Source organism: Sphingobacterium sp. UBA7038, assembly GCF_002494055.1.
In the GTDB taxonomy this organism is placed as follows: Bacteria; Bacteroidota; Bacteroidia; order Sphingobacteriales; family Sphingobacteriaceae; genus Sphingobacterium; species Sphingobacterium multivorum.
The window spans coordinates 147,409-172,541 of sequence record NZ_DLAV01000011.1; the positions used below are offsets into that span (position 1 = coordinate 147,409).

Consider the following 25,133-nt stretch of genomic DNA (forward strand, 5'->3'; position numbering starts at 1 on the left):
CTAGCGGTACTCTTTTAGTAATTGTTGTAATTGTATAAAAGCTGCCCTGGTACGTGTTTTTACTGTTCCTAGCGGCACATCAAGCTGTTCAGCGATTTCTTGTTGTGTATATCCTTCATAGTAGGCCATCTCAATCAAGATTCGCCATTCCGGCTTCAATTTATCTAAAATATTTTTAAATCCAATAAAATCTGCTTTCGTGTGTTGTTCGCCCTGACTTAGATCTTGTTCTTCCTCCCTATTTACGATATTTGAGAGCGGTTGGTTTTTCTGCTCGTTTACGATAGCTTTTGATTTTCGATGATCGAGGGCTGTATTGCGGGCAATGTTAATCATCCAGGTATAAAGGCGGCCTTTTTCTGCATCGAAAACATCGATATATCGCCAAATTTTGACGAATACATCTTGGATGACTTCTTCCGCATGCTCCGTTGAGACCACGATACGACAAACCACACCAAAGAGTGCATCGGCATAGTGATCATAAAGATAACTAAAAGCCTGTTGATTTTTTTTTTTCAATAAAAGAATCAATGTTTCTTCAGAAAGGTTGTGTAATGGACTCAAATTTTACGTTTATAATACGCTAAAGATGAAAATTAAAAATTTAAAAAAAAAGCAGCAAAGACAAAACAAGTTAAAGTACCTATAAAACGGGTTAAAATACCTAATATAAGTTAGCCTATTTTCTGTTAATCCTCATTATTATTTATATTTTAATACGCAATGCATGATTTGCTTCCACCATATCGTACTAATTTACTCTTTTTTGTATTTCTAATTTTCAATGCTAGTTTTTCATGATTTGATTCCGCCTGGGAGGACGAATCACATTTAAATCTATTAAAATCTGTCTAAAGCTTTATTTTGTCGGACGAATTCCCCTTAGAAATTGGATTTATCGATAGCATATCACATGTCGCCAGATAAAATTCATCAATTAACTGGATAATCAAATCATCTCTTTGGTTATTAACAGCTAGTCCCACCCAATTTTTGGGGGGAAGATACTTACTCCGAGTCCATTGAACAGGCTGCAATATTTGTTTTTCTGAACGCAACCATTCTAATCCACTATCATTGAAATATATCTTTTCATTTGACAAATCCATCACGATGAAAGGTCTTTTCTTAAAATAGAAAATACTCATATCAAGATCTGCAATTACATTCATTCGAATATGTTTTTTGAGATGCATATATGCATTTATACGGGTTAGTGTTGACATCTATTTATCTTATTGGCTATAATAAAATCATCATAAATTTCCATGAACATCCAAAGCAGGCGAAGTGTTCATCAGACGAGAATCAAAGATATTCGAACCAGCGGTCTAAGTAGGGGTATATTTTGTTCTAATAGGTGGAAAAAAATGTTAATGTAAATTGAAAATACGACGGATAAAACCACTAATTTACCAAGCGCGTGAATATGTGTTAGTTTGCCCCATTACAGGTTTCGGCGAATCGTAAAATGCCTGCACGGATTGTAAATACCACCATTGAACCAGTGTTGCAATGGTTTAAATTTGATAAATAACAAAAGATATGCGGAAAGAAAGTAAAAGCACGTCATTCATTAAAAAAATTCTAGGCTTAATTAGTCTTATCCTTATGGTAACAAATAGTAAAGCACAGCAAGTCACTCACTATTTTCCAAACGGAAAAGATAAGGCAAAGACCATCAGTGGACAGTATGGTGGTAATAGCGGGATTTGTCTTTTTGAAGATGGCAGATTTCTGTTATATGGTTATGCTACATCTGTTTTCGGCTCCTATGTTTTTGAAAAAGACTACCTGCTTTTCTATCCAGATGAAGCCCCTTTATTTCAACTGTATGGGCGTCACAAGCCTAATTTCACAGACAGTACTTGTATCAATTTGGCAGGTTTTGAAGAAGGTAAAACCTATGTACAATTTGATAATGACAGTACACATCGGGTTTTCAATGACAAGGCAAACTGTTTCAGCCCCCCTTTTGTTCATCAGGAATCCAAACCGGTTCAATCGCTTAAATTTATTGTACAAAACCAGTTTATGGAACATGACAGTACTTATCAAGTCTTTCAGTATAGCAATGAAGAAAAATTCAATGATTTTATAGCTGTTTATAACAGACCCCAACGTGCACCTCAACATTTCAGCGCTTTCCTATATTTGGCTGAAGGGAATAAATTAGCCATCAGACTCTCCAATTACGGTGGAGAAAGAGGTTTTTTAAGAGAAAATCAAGACGGTTCAAATCAAGAACACTGGCACGAAATATTGACCATGAAGAAGGATTATGATCGGGCAAATTATATTGACCCCCTAGCAATATTTAGTAACGCATATTATACCCTATTTTATCCTGACCTCGAACAGTACGTCTTGGATACTGTCACCAATAGATATGTAAGTAAGTTTGCATCGGAAAATGAGGCCTATTTTGCTGGCAATCCTGAGCAAGACGATCGATACTTAAATAAATACATCCGTCAGAATCTGTTGCTTCTGAAAGACGAACAATTCGATCCATCAAAACTGTCAATTACCAGTCTATTTTTTTCGCGCTGTGAAGAATCTGAAAAGCCAGATCATGATGAAAATGGATCACAGCAATAATCGCAAAAGCCCAGCAATGATTCAAGTAGGAGCTTAGCGCTATTAAGAGTCGAAAGATTAGCACGTTTTCTTAAATATGGCTTAATTTTGGTAGTAATGACTAGATAACTGGATAACATTTATACTAGTTTTATTTCGGTGAAGATGATGAATTATAAAACGATTATTATTGGGCTAGGATTCTGTTCGCTAGCGGGTTGTGCAACGCAAAAGGAAAATATTGGAAATAGAACAGAGAGAGAAAGTGTATCCTTAGCTGAGGGACAAAGAAAATCATTGCGAGAATATCCGATCAAGATCAAATTTAATGGTATTTCAGAAGATAGCCGTTGCCCTGAAGGCGTCAACTGTATTTGGTCTGGAGTTGCAGTAGCAGAAATTGAGATCGCAGAAAAAGCAACTAAACCCACGACAATAAAGCTCGCAACAATAGACCTACAGGATAGAGGTTACCAAAGAACTGCCAACACCAACGGATATACCATTTCATTACAGGATATCGCCCCTTATCCGAACAAGGAACAAGGGACACAAACGCTACGGGGTAACTACAAAATCGCTGTTATTGTACAAAAAACTGTAAAATAAGCCCGCAGCGGTTCACTGTGCGCCAACAATCGTCCTATGGAAATAGTCATTGAAAAATGACCCAATTCTATTAAAGAATGACCCAATTCTATTAAAGAATGACCCAATTTTTAAAAACACCAATACATATATTTTAATTATATGCATGGATACTTATTGGTTCATTCCTTGAAAAATAATACCTTTGCCAAAACCTCATTTATGAAAAAGTTTTTTAAATTTATTAAGATTACATTTTTTTCTATACTGGCTATTATTGGGCTATTATTTCTCTATTTTTTCATTTCCAATCGGATATTTATAGGAAATACCAACGCGGAAAATATAGCGTACCTCAAGCTTCATAAAACGGAGATTAAGGATCGTATTGTAGATTCTCTATTCGATAATAGCTTCTATAATTCGGATATTTTCTTACTTGGGGAAATTCATGGCTACGCAGACAATCAAAAGTTGGACAAAGAGCTGTTATTTTATTTGAACAAAAAGCTTGGTGTTAAATATTACATTGCTGAGATGGATAGTACAAATGCCAACAAACTAAACAGCTTTTTATCCAAGCCGCTAAAAGATAACGCCCTACTGAAAGATGTGGTTCGCTCCATTCGCAAACGTATCCCGCAACAGTCTAGTTTAGAGCTATATCAAAAATGGGTCGAAATTTATGATTATAACCGCCACCTTGCCGATTCGGCAAAAATCACTGTTATTGGCATAGACAAAAGCTTTACAGCGGATAAATCTGACGTATCCAGGGATTCAGCTATGCTGTTAAATTTGGAAAATTATATTAAAAATCACCATATTGATGGTCAGAAACTATATGGACTATTTGGTTTTTTTCATGTTTTACAAAAAGGAAAGGATGCAACCAATGATCCTTTTGCTACACGCTTGAAAAATAGCGGCTATAAAGTATCTAGCTTTGTTAGTTATACCATTGCTAGTGAAATGTATCTTCCAAAGAATCCTCAATTTCCAACCCCTGAAGATGAAAAAGTAGATTGGGTAAATGCAGATGGCCCACTTATGCTCGTGAAAGGCATTCAGGATCTAAAAGAATTAAGTCGACCAAATAGTATATCGTTATTTAAACTCAATGCAGCACATTCACCTTATGCTACTTCTCAAGATTTAATAACTGTAAAATCACGGCTTTTTGGCGCAAATATCATACCTGCTGAAAAGAATCATACAACAGACTTCTTTCAATATGTATTTTTGTTACGAAATTCAAAGGCCTTAACAAAACTTGATTAGGACAGCAAGCATTTCATCAAAAAATTGGATAAACAAGCCGTCTGCTGATCACATGATTAAAGAAACAAGGATCCTATTGAAAAATATTCCATTCATAAACAGGATGATCCGTATTTAGGAGGAGGAATCTCGCTTATCGATTTGCAAGATATCACTTTGGTTTTTATATTTGCGACATCATAAGAAATCCTAATGCGGAAGTGGCGTAATTGGTAGCCGCACCAGACTTAGGATCTGGCGCCGCAAGGCGTGGGGGTTCGAGTCCCTTCTTCCGCACTTATCAATATCCCAAGCTTTCAGCTTGGGATTTTTTTTTGACCAGTACTTTTTGATGCTAAGTTATCACCATTGAGGGTATAATTTCTTGAAGCAAACAGAATAGATTAGCGATAATATGTCGCGTCAAGAATTTAAGCCGCCCAGTCAAATGGTTTTGTACAAGGGTCACACTCATATTTCAACACTTTTCCTAAGCTTTTCGCTTTTTTACCTTTTTTTACGAACACATAAGCCAAGTCTACATATTCCTCTACCTCGGCCCCACTTTCATCCCGTCCTTTTACAACCACAGAATAATATTTTCCATCCGGATATGCCTTGAAATATACTTCTTGAACAGTAATCTTTTTGGGTATTTGATTATCACAACAGCTACACCATAAAATAACGATGGGTTCTTTTTTAAGGTATGCAACGGCCGTTTCGGCTTGCTTTTGTGTCAAGGCCTGAAGTTGATCTGCTTTTGAGAATAAAGCTGTACACAGCAACAGAAGGAGAAAAATGGTCTTTTTCATTTGGAATAGTGTTAAGTTTAAAAGAACTTATTAGCAAAGACTATGCCTTTAGCTTCTCAAAAAAAGATAACAGTCGCTATAATAAATTAAATGGTCAGTTATTTCTCCATAAATCCCCGACAACAAGATCATATATATTCTGTGAAAGTGCCGTTGTATTTTAGCGATTTAACCAAGTTGTTCTCAAAACACAACAGTCCCGATAAGCGGTAATTCTGCCTTGAGAACAAACCAATATATTATTTTTCCCAGACCAATGCGCTTGCACCAAGAATAGCAGCATCAGCCTCTTCCAATTCACTAAAGACCAGTTTAACTTTGTTTCTAAACAAAGGAAAAAGGTTTCTTTCCATATGGAGTTTCGCGGGTTTTAAGATAAAATCACCGGCCTTAATTACTCCTCCAAAAAGTAGAATTGCTTCAGGAGAAGAAAACATCACAAAATTTGCTAATGCTTCACCCAGTTTCTGCCCAGTATACCTAAATACCTCAATGGCTATCGCATCCCCTTTGAGCGCACATTCATGAACTGTCTTCGAATTGATCGCGTCCTCAGGGAATTGATTCAACATCGATTCCGGAAATTCGGCCCGCATTTTCTTGGCTGTAATGGTGATCCCTGTAGCAGATGCATAAGCCTCTAAACTTCCTTCAGAACCCGTACTCCAATGTTTTCGTCCTCCTGGTTTGACAATGGTATGGCCCAATTCGCCAGCAAAGCCATCGTGTCCATAAATAAGCTTCCCTCCGGCCACTATGCCGCTTCCTACGCCCGTGCCTAAGGTAATCATAATAAAATCTTTCATGCCGCGTGCCGCACCAAAAAGCATTTCACCATAAGCAGCGGCATTTGCATCATTGGTAATGGTGCAGGGAATCTTAAATTTGGCCGTCATTAAATCGCTAAATCGAATCACACCTTTCCAAGGGAGATTGGGAGCGTGGTCTATTGTCCCAGTGTAATAATTAGCATCAGGCGCGCCGACACCAATTCCATCAAAGCTTTGTTCACCACCAAATGCTTCAATTAAGGGATAAGCTTTCTCGTACAACGCATCAATAAACTCTTCCACCGTTTGATAAGCATCTGTTTTTATGCTTCCTTTTTCAAGTACTTCACCCCGATGATTGACCACACCAAATTTTGTATTGGTTCCACCGATATCTATTCCCAACGCCACGCGTTTTGATAAATCTATTAATGACATTTCTCTTCCGTGTTTCTAAGTTCTAAAATTACTAAAAGATAATATTTTATAAGGAATCAACAAAATCTTCTTCACAATTATCCATAAATAGCATGCTAATCCCCTTTGAAAAGCCGATCTACCGACCACCAGATCAACCTAACTTAAAAAATTTAAATGTGCTAAATACCCGATAAATATGAGGTAAAATAAAGTATCAGCAACCTAAAGCAGACAACGATATCTGCCGGTCACCCGGGATTTCAGCCAAATGAAAAATGGATTTCACGTTATTAACGAGTGTTTTTGTCCGTAAAGACTTTGTATAGCAGAATTACGACAGAGGACTAAAATCGGCATAATTTTAGCGTCTTAATAATTGCTGAATAATTGCTGAGCCGCTATATTAATACGCTAATGAATAAAATATTGAGATTTTTCGATCTACATCAGGGAGAAGACCGAAAGGAGGCTGTTCTAGAAAATGTTGTGAGCAATATCTCTTTTCGCGGTGCTAATGCATGGATTCTAGCATGTGCAATTGTGGTTGCATCTGTAGGGCTAAATGTAAATTCTACAGCGGTAATTATCGGTGCTATGCTTATATCTCCATTAATGGGCCCGATTGTTGGAGCTGGATTTGCGTTGGGGACATTTGATTTCCCCCTCTTAAAAAAATCATTAAAAAATCTATTGATAGCAACTTTAATAAGCTTAGTTGTTTCTTTTATTTATTTTCTTTTAAGCCCCTTCAAGGAAGCGCAATCCGAATTATTAGCGCGTACATCGCCCAATATCTATGACGTAATGATTGCACTATTTGGTGGTTTAGTAGGGGTTATCGCTATTACTAGGGTAGACAAAGGTAATCCTATTCCTGGCGTTGCCATAGCAACAGCCTTGATGCCCCCACTTTGTACTGCAGGCTACGGATTAGCTATCGGTAATCTCAGTTATTTTGCGGGTGCTTTATTTCTATACATCATCAATTGTGTTTTTATCTGCATTGCTACATTTATCATTGTCAAATATTTGCGTTACCCCAAAACTCATTATATCGATAAAAAACGCGAAAAAAGAATTACTCAAAGTATTACCATCATCACGATTATTCTTGTATTGCCAAGTGTCTATTTTGCATACAATCTACTGCAAGAAAAAAAATACACCAGCAAGGTAAACCAATTTGTTCAACAGGAACTCAGCAACAAAGGTTACACTGTTATCTATGAAAAGCTGGAGATGAATAGTAATCCAAAGAAACTTGAACTTGCCTTTTTATCAAAAAAATTCAGTGACAAAGAGGTAGAATCTTTACAGCGTGTAATGGAATCATTTGGTATTACCAATACTAACCTTGTCATTCATCAGGATAGTTTAGATTTAAAATCTAGTATTCTAAGCGAAATAGACAGACGTACAGCAGCTGTAAGTGAAAAGGATCTCACGATACGCGCCCTAAACAATGAATTAGCGAAATACCAGTTGGCCAGTCCGCAACTTGATCGCGATATCGCTGTATTATTCCCCGAACTGAATTCCTATAGCATTGGTGTCCAACAACATTATGCAAAGGCCGATAGCGTCGCCAGGATCGTAGCATTTATATACGCTACCAAGACCCCACTTCCATTAGCGCAACACGAAAAATTACAACAATGGTTGCAAAATCATTTTCCTAAAGATAGTGTAGCGATTATTAGTCAATAGTAGGCAATCCATCGGAAAATATATTTTTAATAGCATCTGCTCAACAAGCAAGTAATGGAAAAATTAAAAGATCAGGACCAGCCATTCGTGTTTTTTAACGATTTAAGGAAAATATAACACAATACTGGAAAGCCTACATAGTAAATAACGACAATGAACAGCGGAAATATTCCTTCAGGTCTAACCGGATCGACGGCATGAGCTTTTACCAAAAGTTGCAATCCAATATTTTTTTCCTTTGAGAATACGACCATTGTTGTGAAATTATAAGCAAAATGCAAAGCAATTGGAAATATTATTTTACCTGTTTTTATACATATACGTGCTAGTAAATAACCAAATACACCCGTCGACATAAGAACTCTTGACATTTCAAACACATGTCCGATTACGCCATATGAAAACCAGTGATAAACTCCAAAAGCTATGGCTGTTATGAATGCAGCTTTTGTCTTCCCAAAGCGACTGACTAGCATATACAATAGAGCTCCTCTAAAGATCAATTCTTCAAATATAATTGCTTTTGATACATAATAAAGACTTCGAAAAAAATCTCCAAGTGTATACTCTGGGTTAAATTTATAAGGATTTTCTACCAAATAGGCTATTCCCAAATAGAGGATAACCAAATAAAACATTGGTACAACCAAACTTAAAAATAACAGTTTGCCTTTCGCATAAAAGCCCAACACCCTAAGATCCTGGTGACAGAAGTGTTTTAGTAAAAACCAAGAAACCAACAATTCAATAACAATAGCAATCATACTTTTTTTCTACAAAGCTATGGCCTTAAATCATTTAATTTTACGACATTTGAATACGTCGCAAAATGCCGTAAGATGACCAATAAATCAAGTAAAGAAAAAATTGCACTTCTGATCAAAAATGCACGTATAAACCGAGGCTACTCACAACAGCAACTTGCTGATCTGGTCAAGCTTAATCTGCGATCCGTACAGCGTATTGAAAATGCTGAAGTCCTTCCAAGGGCCTATAACCTAAATCTTATAGCAAGGGAACTTGAGCTGGATATAGCAGTACTGAAAGAGGAAAGCAATATTTCAGATACAGCAGAACCTGACCAAATCAATAATACATTTAATAAACCTCGAAAACTCATACTAAGTATCGGTATCGGATTGATTGGTATTTTATTAATAGCCGCCTTTCTATCACAATCAAGTGGTTTCCCGGAAACGAGCTTTGAACTGTTTTTGTTGCTTGCTTTGGTTGTTGTGGTTTATGGGATCATACTTTGGACCATTTGGCGTAGTTAACAATCTACTACTTTACGATAGATGCATCTTGTATAAAAATTTCAACCCGAGTCCTGTCTTTTTCGTTAAGCTTGACATATCCTTTTAAAGTAATAGGGTTCTCCTTCAACCAAATTTTATCGTTGTTAGCCAACGTAATCTCTACCATCGGTGGAATTCCATTTTGCCCACAAAACATGCATTGTAAAACAGGTAAAACGGACAATAGGAACCTGTTATGTCGGAGACCTGTCTTGAGCGGCACCATATACCCCTGAAGTTCCACCTTCATGCCATCCATTTTTGCAAGCTTACTGGGAAAAAATGGCGTGTATATCGTTTTCCCATTTTTCTTGTTCACTTTATACAACATGGTATCAAAGGTTTTCCAAACTTCATTCATGAGTGGCTTATGGTCTGCTAAATGCTGAGATTCCAACCCCGTTTGTGCCAAGACTGAATAACACTCTCCACCTAAAAAAATGAATAAAAAAACAAGAGTAAATTTCTTAAACATAGCCTATTAAAGATGTGACAATCAAATATAGTGAAAAAACATTACATGCAACTAAATTGCATTTACTACTTTTTCACTATATTTATAAAAATAAGTTAACAACTCCTAATTGCAGGAGCCTTCGTATATCTAATCAGCGTACACTAACAAAGGAATTATTTATGAACACATCATTAAAAAGAGACATCTCCTCCCCCATCGAAAATCTAGGCGATCTTCATATCATGACTTCGATTGATACACCTATGCGACATGATGCATTTACACGAACCGACAGCGAGAAAATTAAAAAGATCGCGCAGCTTTTTCAGGATATCATGCATGAACTAGGCCTTGACCTCCAGGATGATAGTCTCAGTGGAACCTCCTATCGTGTGGCTAAAATGTATATCAATGAATTGTTCTATGGCCTCAATCCAGCCAATAAGCCCCAACTTTCCACATTCGAAAATCGATATGGTTACAACAAACTATTGGTTGAGAAAAATATACGTGTAAATTCAGCCTGCGAGCATCATTTTCTGCCAATTGTGGGGCGAGCGCACATTGGTTATGTAGCAAAGAAAAAAGTAATCGGATTATCAAAGATAAATCGTGTAGTAGATTATTACGCACACCGCCCACAGGTACAGGAACGGCTTACGTTACAGATTTTTAATGAACTTAAATCGACCTTAGAAACGGATGATATTATTGTGCTCATTGACGCAGATCATCTCTGTGTATCAGCACGGGTAGTTAAAGATACGACCAGTAGTACAACTACCATGGAGTATAGTGGGATATTCGCATCGGAAAGTCAAAGAAATGACTTCTTTAATTTATTGAAATAAGATACCATATGGAATAATTTTCCATGTACTTCTGACAATTATAGATCGCATATTTAATCATAAAAAATGAATAAAAGTCATGCTCGCCCTGTCACGATACTGACAGGATTTTTAGGTGCCGGAAAGACTACTTATCTAAACGCCCTAATGAAATCATATCCGAACAAACGTTTTGCTATTATCGAAAATGAAATCGGCCAACTCAACGTTGACAGCATGTTACTGACTGAAAATTACGGACAACTTGTTCCACTTCAGGAAGGCTGTCTCTGTTGTACGCTAAATGACGAGCTCTATAGTTCGCTTGAATTACTTTATAAAAAACAAGATAGTTTTGACGAGTTGGTTATCGAATGTACTGGTTTAGCCATACCGACTGCAATTATAGAGCCCTTTACGACGCACCCGATATTCCATAACTACTTCCCTTTAAAAAAAATTATTTGTCTCGTAGATGCCGCTCTTGTCGAAGATCAGATCAAGGAAAGAGATGAAGTACTCAGACAAATTATGGCGGCTGACGCCATCATCATTAATAAAACCAACGATGTACACCCAACTTATCTAGATTCGCTGTACAATTATTTAGCGAACCTAAATCCACTTGCAAAAACTTTATATTCGAAAGGAACAATGGAATTTCCTTTTGAAATAATTGAAGATATAGTGTACACAAAGAAAATAGAAACGTTTTCTTTTCTCAAAAACCTGTCCCCCAATAAGACGACAATATTAGGTCAATCGAGTTTCGGAAAATCACATCTCAAAGATATTTCGACACGAATCTACACCTTTGCCGAAGAGTTTAATTTCGTCAATTTATTCCTTGGTTTGAGCAAGCTTGTCGGAAAATATACAAACAGAATCTACAGGGTAAAAGGAATCGCATTTAAAAAAAATAGCGACAAAAAAATCATTATTCAAGCTGTAGGTTCTCGTATCGAAATGAGTTATGGCAGCCAATGGAAACAGGAGGATAAAAAGTTGAATACGATGGTTTTTATCGGGAAAGAACTGGACAGTCTGTATATAGAGCGCCTTCTCACAAGGCTACTGGAAAATCATTCCAATTAATAAGAGGTAAATACCATCATCGATGTACGATGTCTTAGAATTGCTGCGCTCGATAGTGAATTCGCGCACGGCTTTTCTAAATTCCACTGTGGAAGCTTTAAGGTGATTAATTAATCTATCAATTTATGTAGATTTATATTTCAGCCGCGCTCCAAAGAAATGCAATCATTTCCTGACGAACCAGCATACGATACTTGCATTCGGAAAGAAATTTGGATTCTATTGAGGTAGCAGTTAACAGATCGCATTAAAAATCATAGGTCAATGTATAATAAAATTATAGATTATGCACAGATTTACTTGTTGCTGAATTAGAATTTTCCGTCATTTGTGTAAATGATTTTTTAGCTTTAAAAAAATCACAGCTAATTATTGACATGGCTGCTACAAATCGAATTACACGGAGCAAATAACATAACCTATTTTATCCGTAATTTGTGCGTACTCCCAGATTGAATTATTGAAAATCATACAACATTAAAACAACAATGAAAAAATTAACACTCGCCCTAATTTTCTTGGCTGGAGTCTACACACAGCATGCGGAAGCACAGACAGCAGGTACAGTACCCGACAAAGGACTTGATCTGAGCTTAATGGACAAATCTGTACGTCCACAGGATGACTTTTACAACTACGTAAGCGGAACCTGGATGAAAACGGCTAAAATTCCTTCCGACAAACCCACTTGGGGAAGCTTCAATAAATTGGCAGAAGATACGGACAACAATTCGATGAAAATTCTGAACTCACTTTTAAAAGATAAATTTCCTGAAGGAAGTGAGGGCAAAAAAATACAGGACTTGTACGCCTCCTATATGAACTTGCAGAAGAGAAATGCCGATGGGATTAAGCCCATCCAGGGAAATCTAAGCAAAATCGATGCGATAAAGAACCTAAAAGATCTTCAGAATTATTTAACTTCCGTAACCAAAGAAGGTGAGAATAATTTCTACGGCTGGGGGGTCGGTGCTGATTTAAAAGACTCTAAAATGAACGCGGTTTATTTAGGAGAAGCGTCCTTAGGTTTGGGAAGAGATTATTATCAAAAAGAAAATGAAAAAAATACCGAAGCAATTGCGGAATACCAAAAGTATGTAGCTTCCATGTTAAAGGAATTGGGGTATAAAAATGCTGAAACTGCTGCAAAAGGGATTGTTGACTACGAAAAAAGCATTGCAAAAACCTACCTGACCAATGAACAAAGCCGGGATAATACATTACAATACAACCCGCAGACTTTGGCTGAGCTATCTGCTCTAGTCAAAAATGTAAATCTACCTGAGTACCTCAAAAAAGTTGGCGTCAATACAGAAAAAGTAATCATCGGAGAATTAGGTTATTATAAGAACTTTGACAAATTGGTCAGCAACCAGAACCTTCCTGTCATTAAAGATTACCTTAAGTTTCATCTTATTAATGGAAGTGCCTCTTATTTGAGTGAAGAACTGGGAGATATGCGATTTGCTTTTTATGGGAAATATTTAAGAGGCCAGCAAGAGCAAAGAGCACTAAACAAAAGAGGATTTGAACTTATCAACTCCACTTTAGGGGAAGCTTTTGGGAAGTTATATGTTGAAAAATATTTTCCTGCAGAAGCCAAAACGCAAATGGTGGAATTAATTGACTATTTAAAGAAAAGTTTCGCACTTCATATCAATGATTTAACATGGATGTCCTCTGTCACCAAAGTTAAAGCGCTTGAAAAACTAAATAAATTTACCGTAAAAGTTGCCTATCCTGACAAATGGAAGGACTATTCTAAATTAAATATTCTATCGGAAAACAAAGGTGGAAACCTGTATGCTAACTTGCAAAGTATCACCACATGGCGATATGAAAGAGATTTGGCGAAAATCGGAAAAGCAGTAGACAAATCAGAATGGGGAATGACTCCACAAACAGTAAATGCCTATTACAATCCTGTAAACAATGAGATCGTGTTTCCAGCAGCAATTCTCCAACCTCCATTTTTCAATCCACAAGCTGACGCCGCGGTTAATTTCGGTGGTATAGGTGCTGTAATTGGCCACGAAATGAGCCATGGATTTGACGATTCCGGAGCGCAATTTGATGCGGATGGAAACTTGGTCGACTGGTGGACACCAGAAGATAAAGCCAATTTTGAAAAAGCAACAAAAACACTCGCAGCTCAATACGATAAATATGAACCTGTAAAAGGCACTTTCGTCAACGGAACATTTACAAACGGTGAAAATATCGCGGATTTAGGAGGTGTAAACATTGCTTATGATGCACTTCAACTATATTTAAAAGATAAGGGAAACCCAGGTGAAATAAGTGGATACACACAAGACCAACGTTTTTTCCTAAGCTGGGCAACGGTATGGAGAACCCTATCCAATGAAAAATATATGGTCAACCAAGTTAAAACTGATCCACACTCTCCAGGATATTTCAGAAGTTTTGGTCCATTGATCAATGTTGACGCTTTTTATAAAGCTTTCGATGTTAAACAAGGTGACAAACTTTACAAAAGTCCAGAAGAGAGAATTAAAATCTGGTAATAAGCATTATACAGGAGCTGTCTCAAAAAAGGCAGCTCCTGTAATTTTCTTTAATCCAATATCTATTTCTTTTGTGAACCAACCAACCCCAATATCGAAAGCCCCACTAGTAACATTTTGTTTATAATTCACTAAATCATTTTAGTATACTTATATTCATATTCTGAAAAACCAAGAAGTATACCATGATAAAAACCAAAACCTCAATTTTTGTGCTGGCACTATCGTTCTTCGGTTGGCTTAATGCTTTGGCACAACAGCCACAGCTTTCAACCCCATGGACAGCAATAGCCAAGCAAACAGAAATCCCACTTTCCGAATATCCACGTCCCCAAATGGAAAGGAATGAATGGCTATGTCTCAACGGTAAATGGGATTATATAGGTGGAAAGGATGCTCCGAACGCACTAAATCCTGCTGTCCCAATTTCCTTTGACCACAGCCGAGAAAGCATTCTTGTCCCCTATTGTCCAGAGTCCTATTTATCCGGAATACAACGCAAACAAGAAATTAATCTGTGGTATCGTAAAAATTTCGAGCTACCTAATCATTGGAAAGGGAAAGATATTATACTCCATTTTGGTGCAGTGGATCACGATGCAACTATATTTGTAAATGGTAGAAAAGCTGGTACTCATTCAGGTGGCTACGACTCCTTCTGGATCAACATCACTGAGTTTTTAAAGGCCGGTCCAAATAACATTGTCGTCGCAGTGCATGACAAGAACGACGGTAAGTATCCTTCGGGCAAAAATGGACCTCGAGGCGACTATACATTTTCTTCTGGCATATGGCAAACTGTGTGGATGGAACCAGTAAGCAAAAACCATATACAGGGAATCAAATTGTTGCCTCAAGTAGCAGAAAAACAACTAAAAATACAGGTCACTAGCACAGCGAAGGCAAAAGTTACGGCCATCGTTTCTTCAGAGGGAAAAGAAATTTCAAAAACGGTAATTCAGTCGGGCATGGAATTTAATATCCCGGTAGAAAATCCAAAACTTTGGTCTCCTGACTCCCCCTTTTTATACGATTTAAAATTAAGTATACATGGGAAGAATGGAGAAATCATTGACGAGGTTAAGAGCTATTTTGGTATGCGTGATATTAAACTTGGTAAGGTAAACGGAATTGTAAGGCCGCTCTTGAATGACAAATTTGTGATGCAGCTCGGTCTCCTGGATCAGGGGTATTGGCCCGATGGTATTCTAACAGCACCTACGGAAGAAGCTCTCAAATATGATATCGAGTTTACCAAAAATGCTGGTTATAACCTTATTCGTAAGCATATGAAAACCGAACCCCAACGGTTCTATTATTGGGCAGATAAAATGGGACTGCTTGTGTGGCAAGATATGCCCTGCCTTTGGTATCCCGAAGAAGATACTACGATTTATCGAAAAGCATTTCGTGATGAATACAAGGCCATCGTTGACGACCACTACAACTCGCCATCCATTATCGCCTGGGTTCCTTTTAACGAAAATTGGGGCGCTTTCGATGTACGCAATATTACCGACTGGACCAAACAATATGACCCTTCACGTTTAGTGAACGGTAATTCGGGATTTAACAACAATCCATCTTACCAAAAAGCTTATGGTGACCCCGGAAATGGAGATTTTGTTGACACCCATATCTATGTTGGCCCAAAGGGTGCCTCAGAACCTGATTCGAAAAGGGCAGCTTCCCTCGGAGAGTTTGGTGGCGTAGGCTTATTTGTCCGCGGTCACATGTGGCCTGTCGAAAACAATGCCTATGCCTACGAACCCACTATAGAGGCACTCACAGACCGTTATATATTCCTAATGGATAATGTCGAACAATTGCTCCGATACAAAGGATTGAGTGTTGCTATTTATACGCAAACTACCGATGTGGAACATGAAGTCAATGGCCTATTGACTTACGACCGTAAAATACAAAAAATGGATCTTGAAAGAATAAAAGCAGTCAACCAAGCCGTGATTAAAGCTGGAAATGAATTGAATTAGCGGATACAGATGTTCGCTATTTCGCTCTCAAAGAATTTTCAAACGATTCAACTGAAACAGCTGTTCTTTTTGCAGAAGTGTTTAATAACAGATCAACGGGTAACACTATTATGGCAAAATATTCAGAAAAAGCATCTGAGAAAGTTGAAAAGACGATGCACGAAATGAAAGAAGGAAAATTAAAATCTGGTAGCGGGAAAAAGGTAACATCACGAAAACAGGCGATTGCTATCGGCCTCTCCGAAGCAAAAAAAGAAGGTGCCAAAGTACCCAAAAAAAAATCCTAGCAAGTAAACTTGCTAGGATTTTCTCTTTAGCCCAAATTATGCTTTTTCATGCGGCAATCTACAGTAGGGATTTTTTCTTGTCTGTACCATCATAAGGATCTGACAAAACATTTTGACTATCCTCGACATCTATAAAATTTTGATTTACATCTACGGGTGTATAAATATGAACACTGCTTCCATTTCTTTTTTTGAGATAATATTGAATCTTTGTTGTATCAATATTGGTCACATCTGAAGCTGTCCATATCATTTTATGACCTGCACCATCAATCGTTATTACTGTATCATTGCCACGAGCGATGATACGCTGCAGTCCCAATTCTCCTTTTCGATCACCTTCTCTTGTCAACAAATGTGTGTTACCATCTTTATCAATCATCCTGATCTGTTGATTATTGTTGCATCCAACTAAAAGGATGAAACTAAACAGAAGAAATGGAAGGGTCGTTCGTATTATTTTCATATCGTTCGTGGTATAACTCAATATAGTTTAACGACGAGACACAAAGATGCTGCCAAAATACAGCTGGCATGAAAGATACCTTCCAAAAGTTGGTGGATTTACCCCGAGTAGTGATCGCCTCCAGCAAACAACCTGCTGCTAATTCACATACAAAAACTATCTGTCTCTATTTTATATTCGTTTTTTTTATCAGACGGCTGGCACTTTCTGCTGCAATGATCAATGCTGCTGCAAGCATAATTACATCTTTCAGGACTAATCTACCGGCCGCGGATAAATAAGGAAAACCATAATTAGGTGACGGGAAATCTCCATCTAGCTTTGGCACAAACGCCTCTGGAGTTGTTATCAGGAAAGAAAGTGTAACCAATGACATAAGCACGGTACACAATGCCCCAAAAATTCCGATTTTAGGATACCAGATACCTAAAAATATCATCAGACCAATTGAAACAATTACAAAGCCAAGTATATAAGAAAAAATATAAGTTCCATTTTCTTGGTGCCATGCAATATTTTTCTTTACGACACGACCCTCCGGATTTTTAAACAACTGGTATTCCGGTATTAGCTCTCCGTTTTTATCCAACACCCGTTTTTCCATATTATGATAAAAAAAACGCATTGCCGGACTATTAATAACAAAAGGAACTATACCATCAGCTTCATATTGAAATGCTTTTAATCCTCCAATCCATGCCATCACAATAAAAATTGAAATTCTAGCAAAGTTTGTAAAGATATATTGTGACTTTGCCAATAGCTTTATTATTTTCTCCATAACGTAGTTTGTTTAATACCATGCAAAACTAAACAATGGCTTAAATCCACAACATGGACAAATAGATCTATAACATAGACTTTTCGGCAACAATTGATAAACCGACCCGCTTCCGAAATACCTTAGGAGATACGCCTACCATCTTCTTAAAAAATCTACTGAAATAAAACTCGTCTTTGTACTGCAAATTGGCTGCTATTTCTTTAATACTTTTGGCCGTCAAATGGAGCTGTCTTTTACTTTCCAATACGAGGCGTTCCTGGATCAACTTTGAAGGGGATTTTCCCCATTTCAATTTTATTTTTTTCGTAAAAACGGCTGGACTTAAACCATAGTTCGCTGCATAAAAGGTAACTTCTTTATGCGCTTTATAATTCTTTTCCAAAAACTGCTCAAAGTCATCAATAATATCTCTATGAGCCCAATACGGTTTTTGTAGGTCGTTAAAAAGTAGCTTTTGTCTACTCGCCAGCGCTAAAATCAGCTGTAAATAGGTTCTGCTCAATGACTGATCATAGGATTCCGACGACATTTTGAGCTGATCTATTTTTTCCATGATAGTTGATATCTCATGATAAATAGCTGTTGAGAGCAACACATGAGGTTGCTGGTAGATGTTGTTGAATAGAATTCCATTACAGGCAACTTCATCTTTATGATATTCTATACAATAGAAATCGCCGTGAAATTTTAGCACACTAAAGGTACTTTTCTGCACCACATCCATCGTAAACAACTGATAGGAAGACAAAAACAAAACACTTTTAGGATCCGCATGGTATGTCACCAAATCAACCGAAAAACTCGTCGCTTTCTCAAATAAAAGAATGCAGTACAATGGTTCACTAATGTTGAATCTACCGGCAGATAATACTAATTTTTCAAACAGGATATGGGAATAGTTCATGTTATTAAGCTAAAATATGAATTTAATCGAACCTATTCATCCGGTCTTAAGCTTCGCTTCAAATGATAAAACTTAAGTAGAATATGGTCATACCATAAGGCAAATAAAAGCATACTAGCCGGTAACAATAATGTTTTCAGTTTAAAATATTGAAACATAAAGCCGCCTACAACTCCCCCAATAAAAAAGCCTCCAATAATCATCAACTTAAGAAAAATACTTTTGTGTAATTTCACTTTTTCAGCAATTTCTCTATAAAAAAGTAACTGCGAGATTTCAATACCAAGATCAGTAAACAATCCCGTCAAATGCGTCGTTCTGACAACTGATTGTGACACCTTCGTTACCAGGGCATTCTGAAGTCCCATAGCAAAAAGCAGGGCAAATGAAATTATGGTTGGTAACGTTGGCCCTGCTTTAAATAAAGCTGGGAGCAGTCCTACATTAATTAAGATAATAGACTCCATACAAATTGGAATGATATAAGCGTTATGTGATTTCTTTTTTGAAGCTAATTCTACAATAAAACCTGAAACGGTAGCTCCCATTAAAAAAAAAGCAATGTATAACAGATAAATCAAAGCCATCTTATAATTCATTAAAATCAACTGTTCTGAAAAAAATGCGAAGTGACCTGTGACATTCGTTGTTAAAGTGCTAACGGCAAGAACACCTGTAATATTGACCAAACCCGCCACACAAGATAAAATAGAGGCTAACTTTAAATTATGAATATAATTCCTTCCTCTCCCTTGATGCCTAAACATTTGAATTAATCTTTATAAATTAGAGAAAATAGATGAAAACAAGATTCATTTAAGGTTTCAGTAAATCATATACCCTGACATAATCCACCTCCATCTCTGCAGGAAATGCGCTGCTATCGACGCCTTGCACACCGCCCCAATCTCCACCAACGGCCAGATTCAATAGTAAATGAAATCTTTTATCAAATGGCCACACGCCATTGCCTTTTCCTTCATTTGGAAAACTGTAGATCTGTAAATCATCCACGAAACCACGAATATACTCGGGGGTCCAGTCTATCCGATAATTATGAAACTCCGATGTTGCCTGATCAATTCGTTTCATCACTCCTTTTTGAGTTCCGATAGAATGATTATAATCCTTTGTATGAACGGTAATATGTATTGCATTCTCGTCATAACCGACATGCTCCATGATATCTATTTCTCCCGAATGTGGCCATCCTCCGTAAACCCAATCTGTCGGTAACATCCAAGCGGCTGCCCACGTACCTTTCCCTTTCGGCACCTTGGCTCGGACTACAAATCGACCATATAGAAAATCGCCCTTGTTTTTACTCACCAGCCTAGCAGAAGTATAGTTCAACCCTTCATATTGTTCTTTTATTGCAGTAATACGTAAAACACCATTTGCAACACTTGCATTTTTCCTGTTTGCATCTGTATAGTATTGAAGTTCATGATTTCCCCAACCATTATGCAAGGAGCCTACATCATATCCCCATTTTTTTGCGTCCGGAAGACCATCGTAATCGAACTCATCACTCCAACTGGGCATTTCAGCAAACTTATATTCTCCTACATGTGTACTATCGGGACTTACGGAAAGTATTGCGATCAAAGGAAGTATCCAAAAGCTCATTATGTTTATATTTTATACAATTATTGATAAAGCTAATGAAAAATATGAATAGATTACCTCACATCGGAGACGCAATTTAAAGCTCCGTTAGTAATTATAAAATCGCGACTACTAACTTTAGTTTAATCATTTTCCCTTTACTAAAACGTGTACTATCAACCAATGGAAAGTGATAAGCAGGAGGAGATTACCCGCAATTAATATAAATTACGCTTAAAAAAGGTAGGTACAGTCAGGTTGCGATAAATTGCTTTCGTAAGATTTCGGGAAAATATACTTTTGAAAAAACTTTTAGGACTGTACGACACAAGTAAAAGATCAATAGCTTCGATTTCCACCATGTAGTCGATACAACGTGGTATAGGCATATTGTAATCTAAACGATTGACCGCATTTTTTTCCACATAATCAATTTTATTAAACGAAAATTGGGCGGATAACTTTTGTTTCCAGTCTTCAATATCTTCTTGTTTTGGAGAGATATACTTTTGTGTTACGTGCAACAGGCTGAGATTAAATTTCTCCGGTACACGTAAGGTGAAACTGTCGAGTAGATCATATTCGGACGCTTTAAAATTGCTCAGTAATGCGATATTTTGCAACCCAAATTTTTGGAAAGTGATGGGTACTGCCAAGACACCGATTGGACTCTTTTTTATCAGGGCGAAGGTATTGCTTCCCAAGACAGCTTTCTGTATCATACCTTTACCTTTAGCTCCCATGACGATAAAATGATATTCCTTTTCTTGTAGTAAGTTTAGTACCGTTTTTTCCAAGTTGCCGGCCAAACTTACGGTTTTACAGCGGAGATCAGGAAATTCATCGTCGATACGTATCTGCCAGTCCTTGAGCATGCTTTCAGCCTCTTCCTTCTGAGGCTTCAAAAACATATTCTCCATTTTCGCATGGACACTGTCTTTTATTGGGATGGTATAAGTATGCAGAAGTTCTACTGTCCAATTAAATTTTTTAGCCAGATTCGCCGCATATCGAATAGCAGTCCATGAGTTTTCAGAAAAATCGGTGAGTACGAGAATTGTTTTGTCCATAAATATTTTGCAGATAAATCAGCGCGGATTATTAGTATTACAACAGTAAAGAAGGCAGAAGGTTTTTAATAATCAATCAAAAGAGAAACTTAAAAAAAAGGTTTTCAAACGGGGAGAATGAAAACCTTAAATAACCAATTATAAACCTAAATTATGATACAACAAAGATAAGCATCAAAAAAATAAAATCCAAAATAAACTACCAAAAAGATAGACTTTTTTTTCACTAAGGAATCAGTACAGCCCTTCCTTTGATCTTACCGTTGCGCATTCGATCATAAACTTCGTTAGCCTGATCAAGCTTAAACTGCTCAATTTCAATATGAATCTTCCTTTGCCTAGCCAAACCTACAACTTCCATAAGCTCAACCCGAGAGCCCCAATACGGGTTTGTCATACTCACACCAAAAGGAAGCCCCGACATATTGTACTGGTAGTGTCCCCCGCCTAATCCAACAATTGTCAGGTCACCATCCAAACCAACAACCTTTGTTCCTAGATCTATAGTCGATGTTGCGCCGACAAAATCAATCACTACTTTAGCTTTTTTTATGCCAGTAATCTTATTGATTTGTTCGGCTGCATTTGCATCTTTCGAATTAACCACATAGGCTGCGCCGAGTTCTTTAGCAAAGGCTAGTTTTTCTTCGGTGACATCACAGGCGATAATTGAACTCGCGCTTACTTCATTTAGTATTTGTAAGGCAACATGGCCCAAACCTCCAACTCCGATCACAACCACATACTCATCTGCTGTCAATTTGCCTATCGAACGTTTTATCGCCGAATAAGGAGTAAGTGCCGCATCCGTTAATGGCGCAGCAATAACTGGATCTAAGTCATAAATTGGGACCAGTAAACGCGAAGAAGGGACAAGCATATATTCCGCCATCCCTCCATCAAGGCCTAGCCCACCACCATAAGCCATTTCCGACTGGTGATCACAATAATTTTCCTTTGATTGCTGACAGGGTTTACAGTGCCCACAGCCCCAAGGGCCATAGACCAGTACCGCGTCTCCTTTTTTATAGTCTTTTACATCCGATCCAACTTCTTCAATCCAGCCCGCATTTTCGTGTCCCAAGGTAAATACCGTACCTACAACGGTCCCCTCATCTATAATGTGGAGATCAGAATGACAAACACCTGCACCACCAATTTTTAGTAATACTTCATCGCCCTTAGGAACGGGCTTCACAAGATCATTCACAACGCGGACATCTTTATGCCCAAAAAAACGTACTGCTTTCATATTGAAAATTTTTTGTTGACTAATAGAACTACAAATAAGAACGATATATGTTTCAACGCATATGAAGACAGCGGCAACATGTAAGTCTTATTCCAAGAAAAAGTATTGCAGTCCCCTGATCGTATTACCTAACGGGCAAGTCAAAAGTATTCATGCAATAAAGGCCGGCAACTCGAAGATATTTATGTATTTTTATCGGGAATCAAAGGATAAAAATACATGCTAAAAAAAGGTGAACATATTGAAGGCGTTACTATGGAACTCCAACAATTGTTGGATACGGACGAAAAAGCCAATGCTTTTTTTGAAACACTTTCCAAATCATACAAACAAGGCTATTGTGATTGGGTTGGATCAGCAAAACAGGAACAAACCCGAAAAACAAGAGCTGAAAAAGCAATACAAATGCTACGAAATAATCAGAAAACGTTAAAAACCGTTTAGAATAGCCCAATTGGATATTAAGGTGGTCACTTATCAAAAAATACTGCAAGCCATTCTTACTCAATTGAAAGAATAGATTAAGCCAAACTAAAAAAACAACGAAAATCACCCCGAAAAACACCTAAAAACACAACCAATTAAAGAAAACTAAAGCTATTTAGGTCATATTTTTTAAAAATATATCCTAAACGCAATTTCAAAAACGGAATTTAAGTAATTTTTACACAATTAACCACTAAAACACCGTCAGTTTAAACACTTTGTAACAATATTACATAAACTTTAAAATTTCCATACCTAAATCACTTGTATCATTTTTAAAGTTTAATTACATTTGCTTTCAAGGATGCAAGGAAAATTCCATCAATATCTGTTCGGCGTAGTTTGCGCAATACTTATCAGTTTTGGCTGGTATCATGTGCCAACACCAAATAATATTCCCTCCTGCAATCTTCACGCTGTCAATCACTTCAACAAGCAAGTAAAAAGCGAAGATTATGACACCAAAGTTATTCGCAAAACTAAACGTCCTCGACATGAAAAATTAAGGGCTTATTTTTCAGAAAATGATAATGAAAACGACGACACGGGAAGCGATTCCAATAGCCCTAACTTATTCGCACTTAAAGGAGATGGTTTTGGAAATCTAGTCTCTTATATCCATCCCGAATTTCACAATACACGCACAGCAGTTTCGCTTGCAAATTCCAACCAGCTTACTTCACGAAAAAACGCCCTATATATCCATTACAGTGTATTCAGGCTGTGATTTTTTAATAATTTCTTAAAAAAACCTCAAAATAGCTTTCAAAACCATTTGGAAGCAGGTCACACTATTGTTCAATTTTTCGAAAATAATTAGAAAACTATTATCATGGTCATGAGAAGCTTTATGTATATAAGCCTGTGCCTTATTATTCTATCGACAAGCTGTCAGTCAGAAAAAAAAGACAAAAAAGAAGCTGCAGTTTTCAATGTCACTACTCCTTTGGTCAAAGATACAATTGTCAATAAAGATTATGTAGCCCAAATCCGTTCGATCAACCATATTGAATTGCGCGCACAGGAAAAAGGCTACATTCAATCGATATTTGTCGATGAAGGTCAATTTGTACAAAAAGGACAACCCCTCTTTAAAATCATGCCCAACCTCTATGAGTCCGATGTTAATCGTGCTAAAGCAGAGGTAAAATATGCTGAAATCGAATATCAGAACACCAAAAATCTGTCCGAAAAAGATATTGTCGCTCCGCAGGAAACTGAAATGGCAAAAGCAAAATATGAAAAAGCCAAAGCTGAGTTAGCCGCTATGAATACCCATCTCAAATTTACTGATATCGTAGCACCGTTTTCCGGAATCGTTGGTAAGCTTCATGTCCGTAAAGGAAGTCTTGTCGATGAAGGTGAGTTGATCACAGAGCTGTCCGATAACAGTAAAATGTGGGTTTACTTCAATGTACCCGAAGTCGAATACCTCAATCAAATGGACGCAAAACAAGACAACAGCCCGCTGCATGTACGGTTAAACATGGCCAATGGAAAAGAATTCGGTCATGAGGGTATTGTTGAAACAATTGAATCAGACTTCAATAATGAAACTGGAAATATTGCCTATAGAGCGACTTTTCCAAATCCAAAGGGATTATTGCGTTATGGCGAGACAGGTAATATCGTCATTACATCGCCCTATAATAACGCGCTTATGATACCGCAGAAAGCTACATTCGAGGAGCTTGAAAAAAAATATGTTTACGTTATTACAAAAGATAATAAAGTAAAAGCAAGAGAAATAAAAGTTGCTGCCGAACTGCCGCATATCTATGTTGTTTCTTCCGGATTGGGCAAGGACGAAAAGATTCTGCTGAATGGACTTCGCATGGTACAGGAAAACCAGACTATTGAATCCAAATATCAGACTCCGGAGAAAGTCATGTCAAACTTAGATTTATATGCAGAGTAATTAAAAAAGCAGC

General features: G+C 37.3%; 26 protein-coding genes and 1 tRNA gene. 14 read left to right on the top strand and 13 right to left on the bottom strand.

The features are described from left to right. Together B3H30_RS05070 and B3H30_RS05075 are read right to left on the bottom strand one after the other, a co-directional pair. Complete coding sequence (locus tag B3H30_RS05070) at positions 1-567, bottom strand: RNA polymerase sigma factor (protein WP_112375870.1); 567 nt, start codon at positions 565-567, stop codon at positions 1-3. Positions 568-854: 287 nt separating this feature from the next. Continuing rightward, positions 855-1,175, bottom strand: a complete 321-nt coding sequence (locus B3H30_RS05075; RefSeq protein ID WP_139145016.1) for a hypothetical protein — start codon at positions 1,173-1,175, stop codon at positions 855-857. A gap of 439 nt (positions 1,176-1,614) precedes the next feature. Between B3H30_RS05075 and B3H30_RS05080 the strand changes: the two genes are divergently transcribed. From B3H30_RS05080 to B3H30_RS05095, 4 genes are all read left to right on the top strand, one after another. Then, positions 1,615-2,604 carry a preprotein translocase subunit SecD gene (locus B3H30_RS05080; RefSeq protein ID WP_139145017.1) on the top strand — a complete coding sequence of 330 codons (990 nt, stop codon included), beginning with the start codon at positions 1,615-1,617 and terminating at the stop codon, positions 2,602-2,604. Between the two features lie 144 nt (positions 2,605-2,748). Continuing rightward, positions 2,749-3,192, top strand: a complete 444-nt coding sequence (locus B3H30_RS05085) for a hypothetical protein (RefSeq protein ID WP_083295990.1) — start codon at positions 2,749-2,751, stop codon at positions 3,190-3,192. 201 nt (positions 3,193-3,393) lie between these two features. Further along, positions 3,394-4,452, top strand: coding sequence for a hypothetical protein (locus B3H30_RS05090; protein WP_070567155.1), 1,059 nt, complete (start codon positions 3,394-3,396; stop codon positions 4,450-4,452). A 194-nt stretch (positions 4,453-4,646) separates the two neighbouring features. Continuing rightward, positions 4,647-4,728: transfer RNA gene (locus tag B3H30_RS05095), tRNA-Leu, on the top strand. Between the two features lie 134 nt (positions 4,729-4,862). Here the strand turns inward: B3H30_RS05095 and B3H30_RS05100 are convergent. Next, positions 4,863-5,246: a hypothetical protein gene (locus tag B3H30_RS05100; RefSeq protein ID WP_046675100.1), complete on the bottom strand. Its 384-nt coding sequence runs from the start codon at positions 5,244-5,246 to the stop codon at positions 4,863-4,865. Between the two features lie 239 nt (positions 5,247-5,485). After that, a complete protein-coding gene (locus tag B3H30_RS05105; RefSeq protein WP_046675099.1) occupies positions 5,486-6,454 on the bottom strand; it encodes an ROK family protein in 969 nt (322 codons plus the stop codon). Between the two features lie 396 nt (positions 6,455-6,850). On the opposite strand from B3H30_RS05105, the gene B3H30_RS05110 reads away from it, so the two are divergent. Further along, entirely contained in the window at positions 6,851-8,143 is a 1,293-nt protein-coding gene (locus B3H30_RS05110) for a DUF389 domain-containing protein (protein ID WP_070566881.1), read from the top strand. A 71-nt stretch (positions 8,144-8,214) separates the two neighbouring features. Here the strand turns inward: B3H30_RS05110 and B3H30_RS05115 are convergent, their stop codons facing one another. Beyond that, positions 8,215-8,907 (bottom strand): CPBP family intramembrane glutamic endopeptidase, encoded by a 693-nt coding sequence (locus B3H30_RS05115; protein ID WP_070566883.1) that lies wholly within the window; start codon positions 8,905-8,907, stop codon positions 8,215-8,217. A gap of 75 nt (positions 8,908-8,982) precedes the next feature. Here B3H30_RS05115 and B3H30_RS05120 point away from each other — a divergent pair, with 75 nt between their 5' ends. After that, positions 8,983-9,420: a helix-turn-helix domain-containing protein gene (locus tag B3H30_RS05120; protein ID WP_070566885.1), complete on the top strand. Its 438-nt coding sequence runs from the start codon at positions 8,983-8,985 to the stop codon at positions 9,418-9,420. Positions 9,421-9,427: 7 nt separating this feature from the next. Here the strand turns inward: B3H30_RS05120 and B3H30_RS05125 are convergent, their stop codons facing one another. Continuing rightward, positions 9,428-9,916 carry a hypothetical protein gene (locus tag B3H30_RS05125; RefSeq protein ID WP_070566887.1) on the bottom strand — a complete coding sequence of 163 codons (489 nt, stop codon included), beginning with the start codon at positions 9,914-9,916 and terminating at the stop codon, positions 9,428-9,430. 161 nt (positions 9,917-10,077) lie between these two features. Between B3H30_RS05125 and folE the strand changes: the two genes are divergently transcribed. From folE to B3H30_RS05150, 5 genes are all read left to right on the top strand, one after another. Beyond that, positions 10,078-10,749 carry a GTP cyclohydrolase I FolE gene (gene folE / locus B3H30_RS05130; protein ID WP_070566888.1) on the top strand — a complete coding sequence of 224 codons (672 nt, stop codon included), beginning with the start codon at positions 10,078-10,080 and terminating at the stop codon, positions 10,747-10,749. A gap of 66 nt (positions 10,750-10,815) precedes the next feature. Beyond that, entirely contained in the window at positions 10,816-11,823 is a 1,008-nt protein-coding gene (locus B3H30_RS05135; protein WP_070566891.1) for a CobW family GTP-binding protein, read from the top strand. A gap of 488 nt (positions 11,824-12,311) precedes the next feature. Beyond that, complete coding sequence (locus B3H30_RS05140) at positions 12,312-14,351, top strand: M13 family metallopeptidase (RefSeq protein WP_070566893.1); 2,040 nt, start codon at positions 12,312-12,314, stop codon at positions 14,349-14,351. A gap of 185 nt (positions 14,352-14,536) precedes the next feature. Further along, positions 14,537-16,345, top strand: a complete 1,809-nt coding sequence (locus B3H30_RS05145; protein ID WP_083295991.1) for a glycoside hydrolase family 2 protein — start codon at positions 14,537-14,539, stop codon at positions 16,343-16,345. 110 nt (positions 16,346-16,455) lie between these two features. Beyond that, a complete protein-coding gene (locus tag B3H30_RS05150; RefSeq protein ID WP_167450483.1) occupies positions 16,456-16,632 on the top strand; it encodes a DUF6496 domain-containing protein in 177 nt (58 codons plus the stop codon). A 58-nt stretch (positions 16,633-16,690) separates the two neighbouring features. Here B3H30_RS05150 and B3H30_RS05155 read toward each other — a convergent pair whose 3' ends face one another. The 7 genes from B3H30_RS05155 to B3H30_RS05185 form a co-directional block, all read right to left on the bottom strand. Continuing rightward, positions 16,691-17,098: a hypothetical protein gene (locus B3H30_RS05155; protein ID WP_139145018.1), complete on the bottom strand. Its 408-nt coding sequence runs from the start codon at positions 17,096-17,098 to the stop codon at positions 16,691-16,693. Between the two features lie 166 nt (positions 17,099-17,264). Continuing rightward, positions 17,265-17,879, bottom strand: a complete 615-nt coding sequence (locus B3H30_RS05160) for a DUF417 family protein (RefSeq protein ID WP_286833549.1) — start codon at positions 17,877-17,879, stop codon at positions 17,265-17,267. A 67-nt stretch (positions 17,880-17,946) separates the two neighbouring features. Beyond that, the gene (locus tag B3H30_RS05165; RefSeq protein ID WP_070566895.1) at positions 17,947-18,786 is read right to left on the bottom strand and encodes a helix-turn-helix domain-containing protein; all 840 of its coding nucleotides are present in this window, start codon (positions 18,784-18,786) and stop codon (positions 17,947-17,949) included. A gap of 32 nt (positions 18,787-18,818) precedes the next feature. Next, entirely contained in the window at positions 18,819-19,553 is a 735-nt protein-coding gene (locus B3H30_RS05170) for a YoaK family protein (protein WP_070566898.1), read from the bottom strand. Positions 19,554-19,602: 49 nt separating this feature from the next. Further along, positions 19,603-20,415 carry a glycoside hydrolase family 16 protein gene (locus B3H30_RS05175; RefSeq protein ID WP_070566900.1) on the bottom strand — a complete coding sequence of 271 codons (813 nt, stop codon included), beginning with the start codon at positions 20,413-20,415 and terminating at the stop codon, positions 19,603-19,605. Between the two features lie 197 nt (positions 20,416-20,612). Next, complete coding sequence (locus B3H30_RS05180) at positions 20,613-21,464, bottom strand: universal stress protein (protein ID WP_070566902.1); 852 nt, start codon at positions 21,462-21,464, stop codon at positions 20,613-20,615. Positions 21,465-21,690: 226 nt separating this feature from the next. Then, the gene (locus B3H30_RS05185; protein WP_070566904.1) at positions 21,691-22,716 is read right to left on the bottom strand and encodes an NAD(P)-dependent alcohol dehydrogenase; all 1,026 of its coding nucleotides are present in this window, start codon (positions 22,714-22,716) and stop codon (positions 21,691-21,693) included. Positions 22,717-22,935: 219 nt separating this feature from the next. Here B3H30_RS05185 and B3H30_RS05190 point away from each other — a divergent pair, with 219 nt between their 5' ends. The 3 genes from B3H30_RS05190 (at position 22,936) to B3H30_RS05200 (ending at position 25,120) form a co-directional block, all read left to right on the top strand. Then, entirely contained in the window at positions 22,936-23,160 is a 225-nt protein-coding gene (locus B3H30_RS05190; protein ID WP_070566906.1) for a YdeI/OmpD-associated family protein, read from the top strand. 346 nt (positions 23,161-23,506) lie between these two features. Then, positions 23,507-23,929 carry a hypothetical protein gene (locus tag B3H30_RS05195; RefSeq protein WP_070566908.1) on the top strand — a complete coding sequence of 141 codons (423 nt, stop codon included), beginning with the start codon at positions 23,507-23,509 and terminating at the stop codon, positions 23,927-23,929. Between the two features lie 105 nt (positions 23,930-24,034). After that, the gene (locus tag B3H30_RS05200; RefSeq protein WP_070566911.1) at positions 24,035-25,120 is read left to right on the top strand and encodes an efflux RND transporter periplasmic adaptor subunit; all 1,086 of its coding nucleotides are present in this window, start codon (positions 24,035-24,037) and stop codon (positions 25,118-25,120) included. Positions 25,121-25,133: the final 13 nt, after the last annotated feature.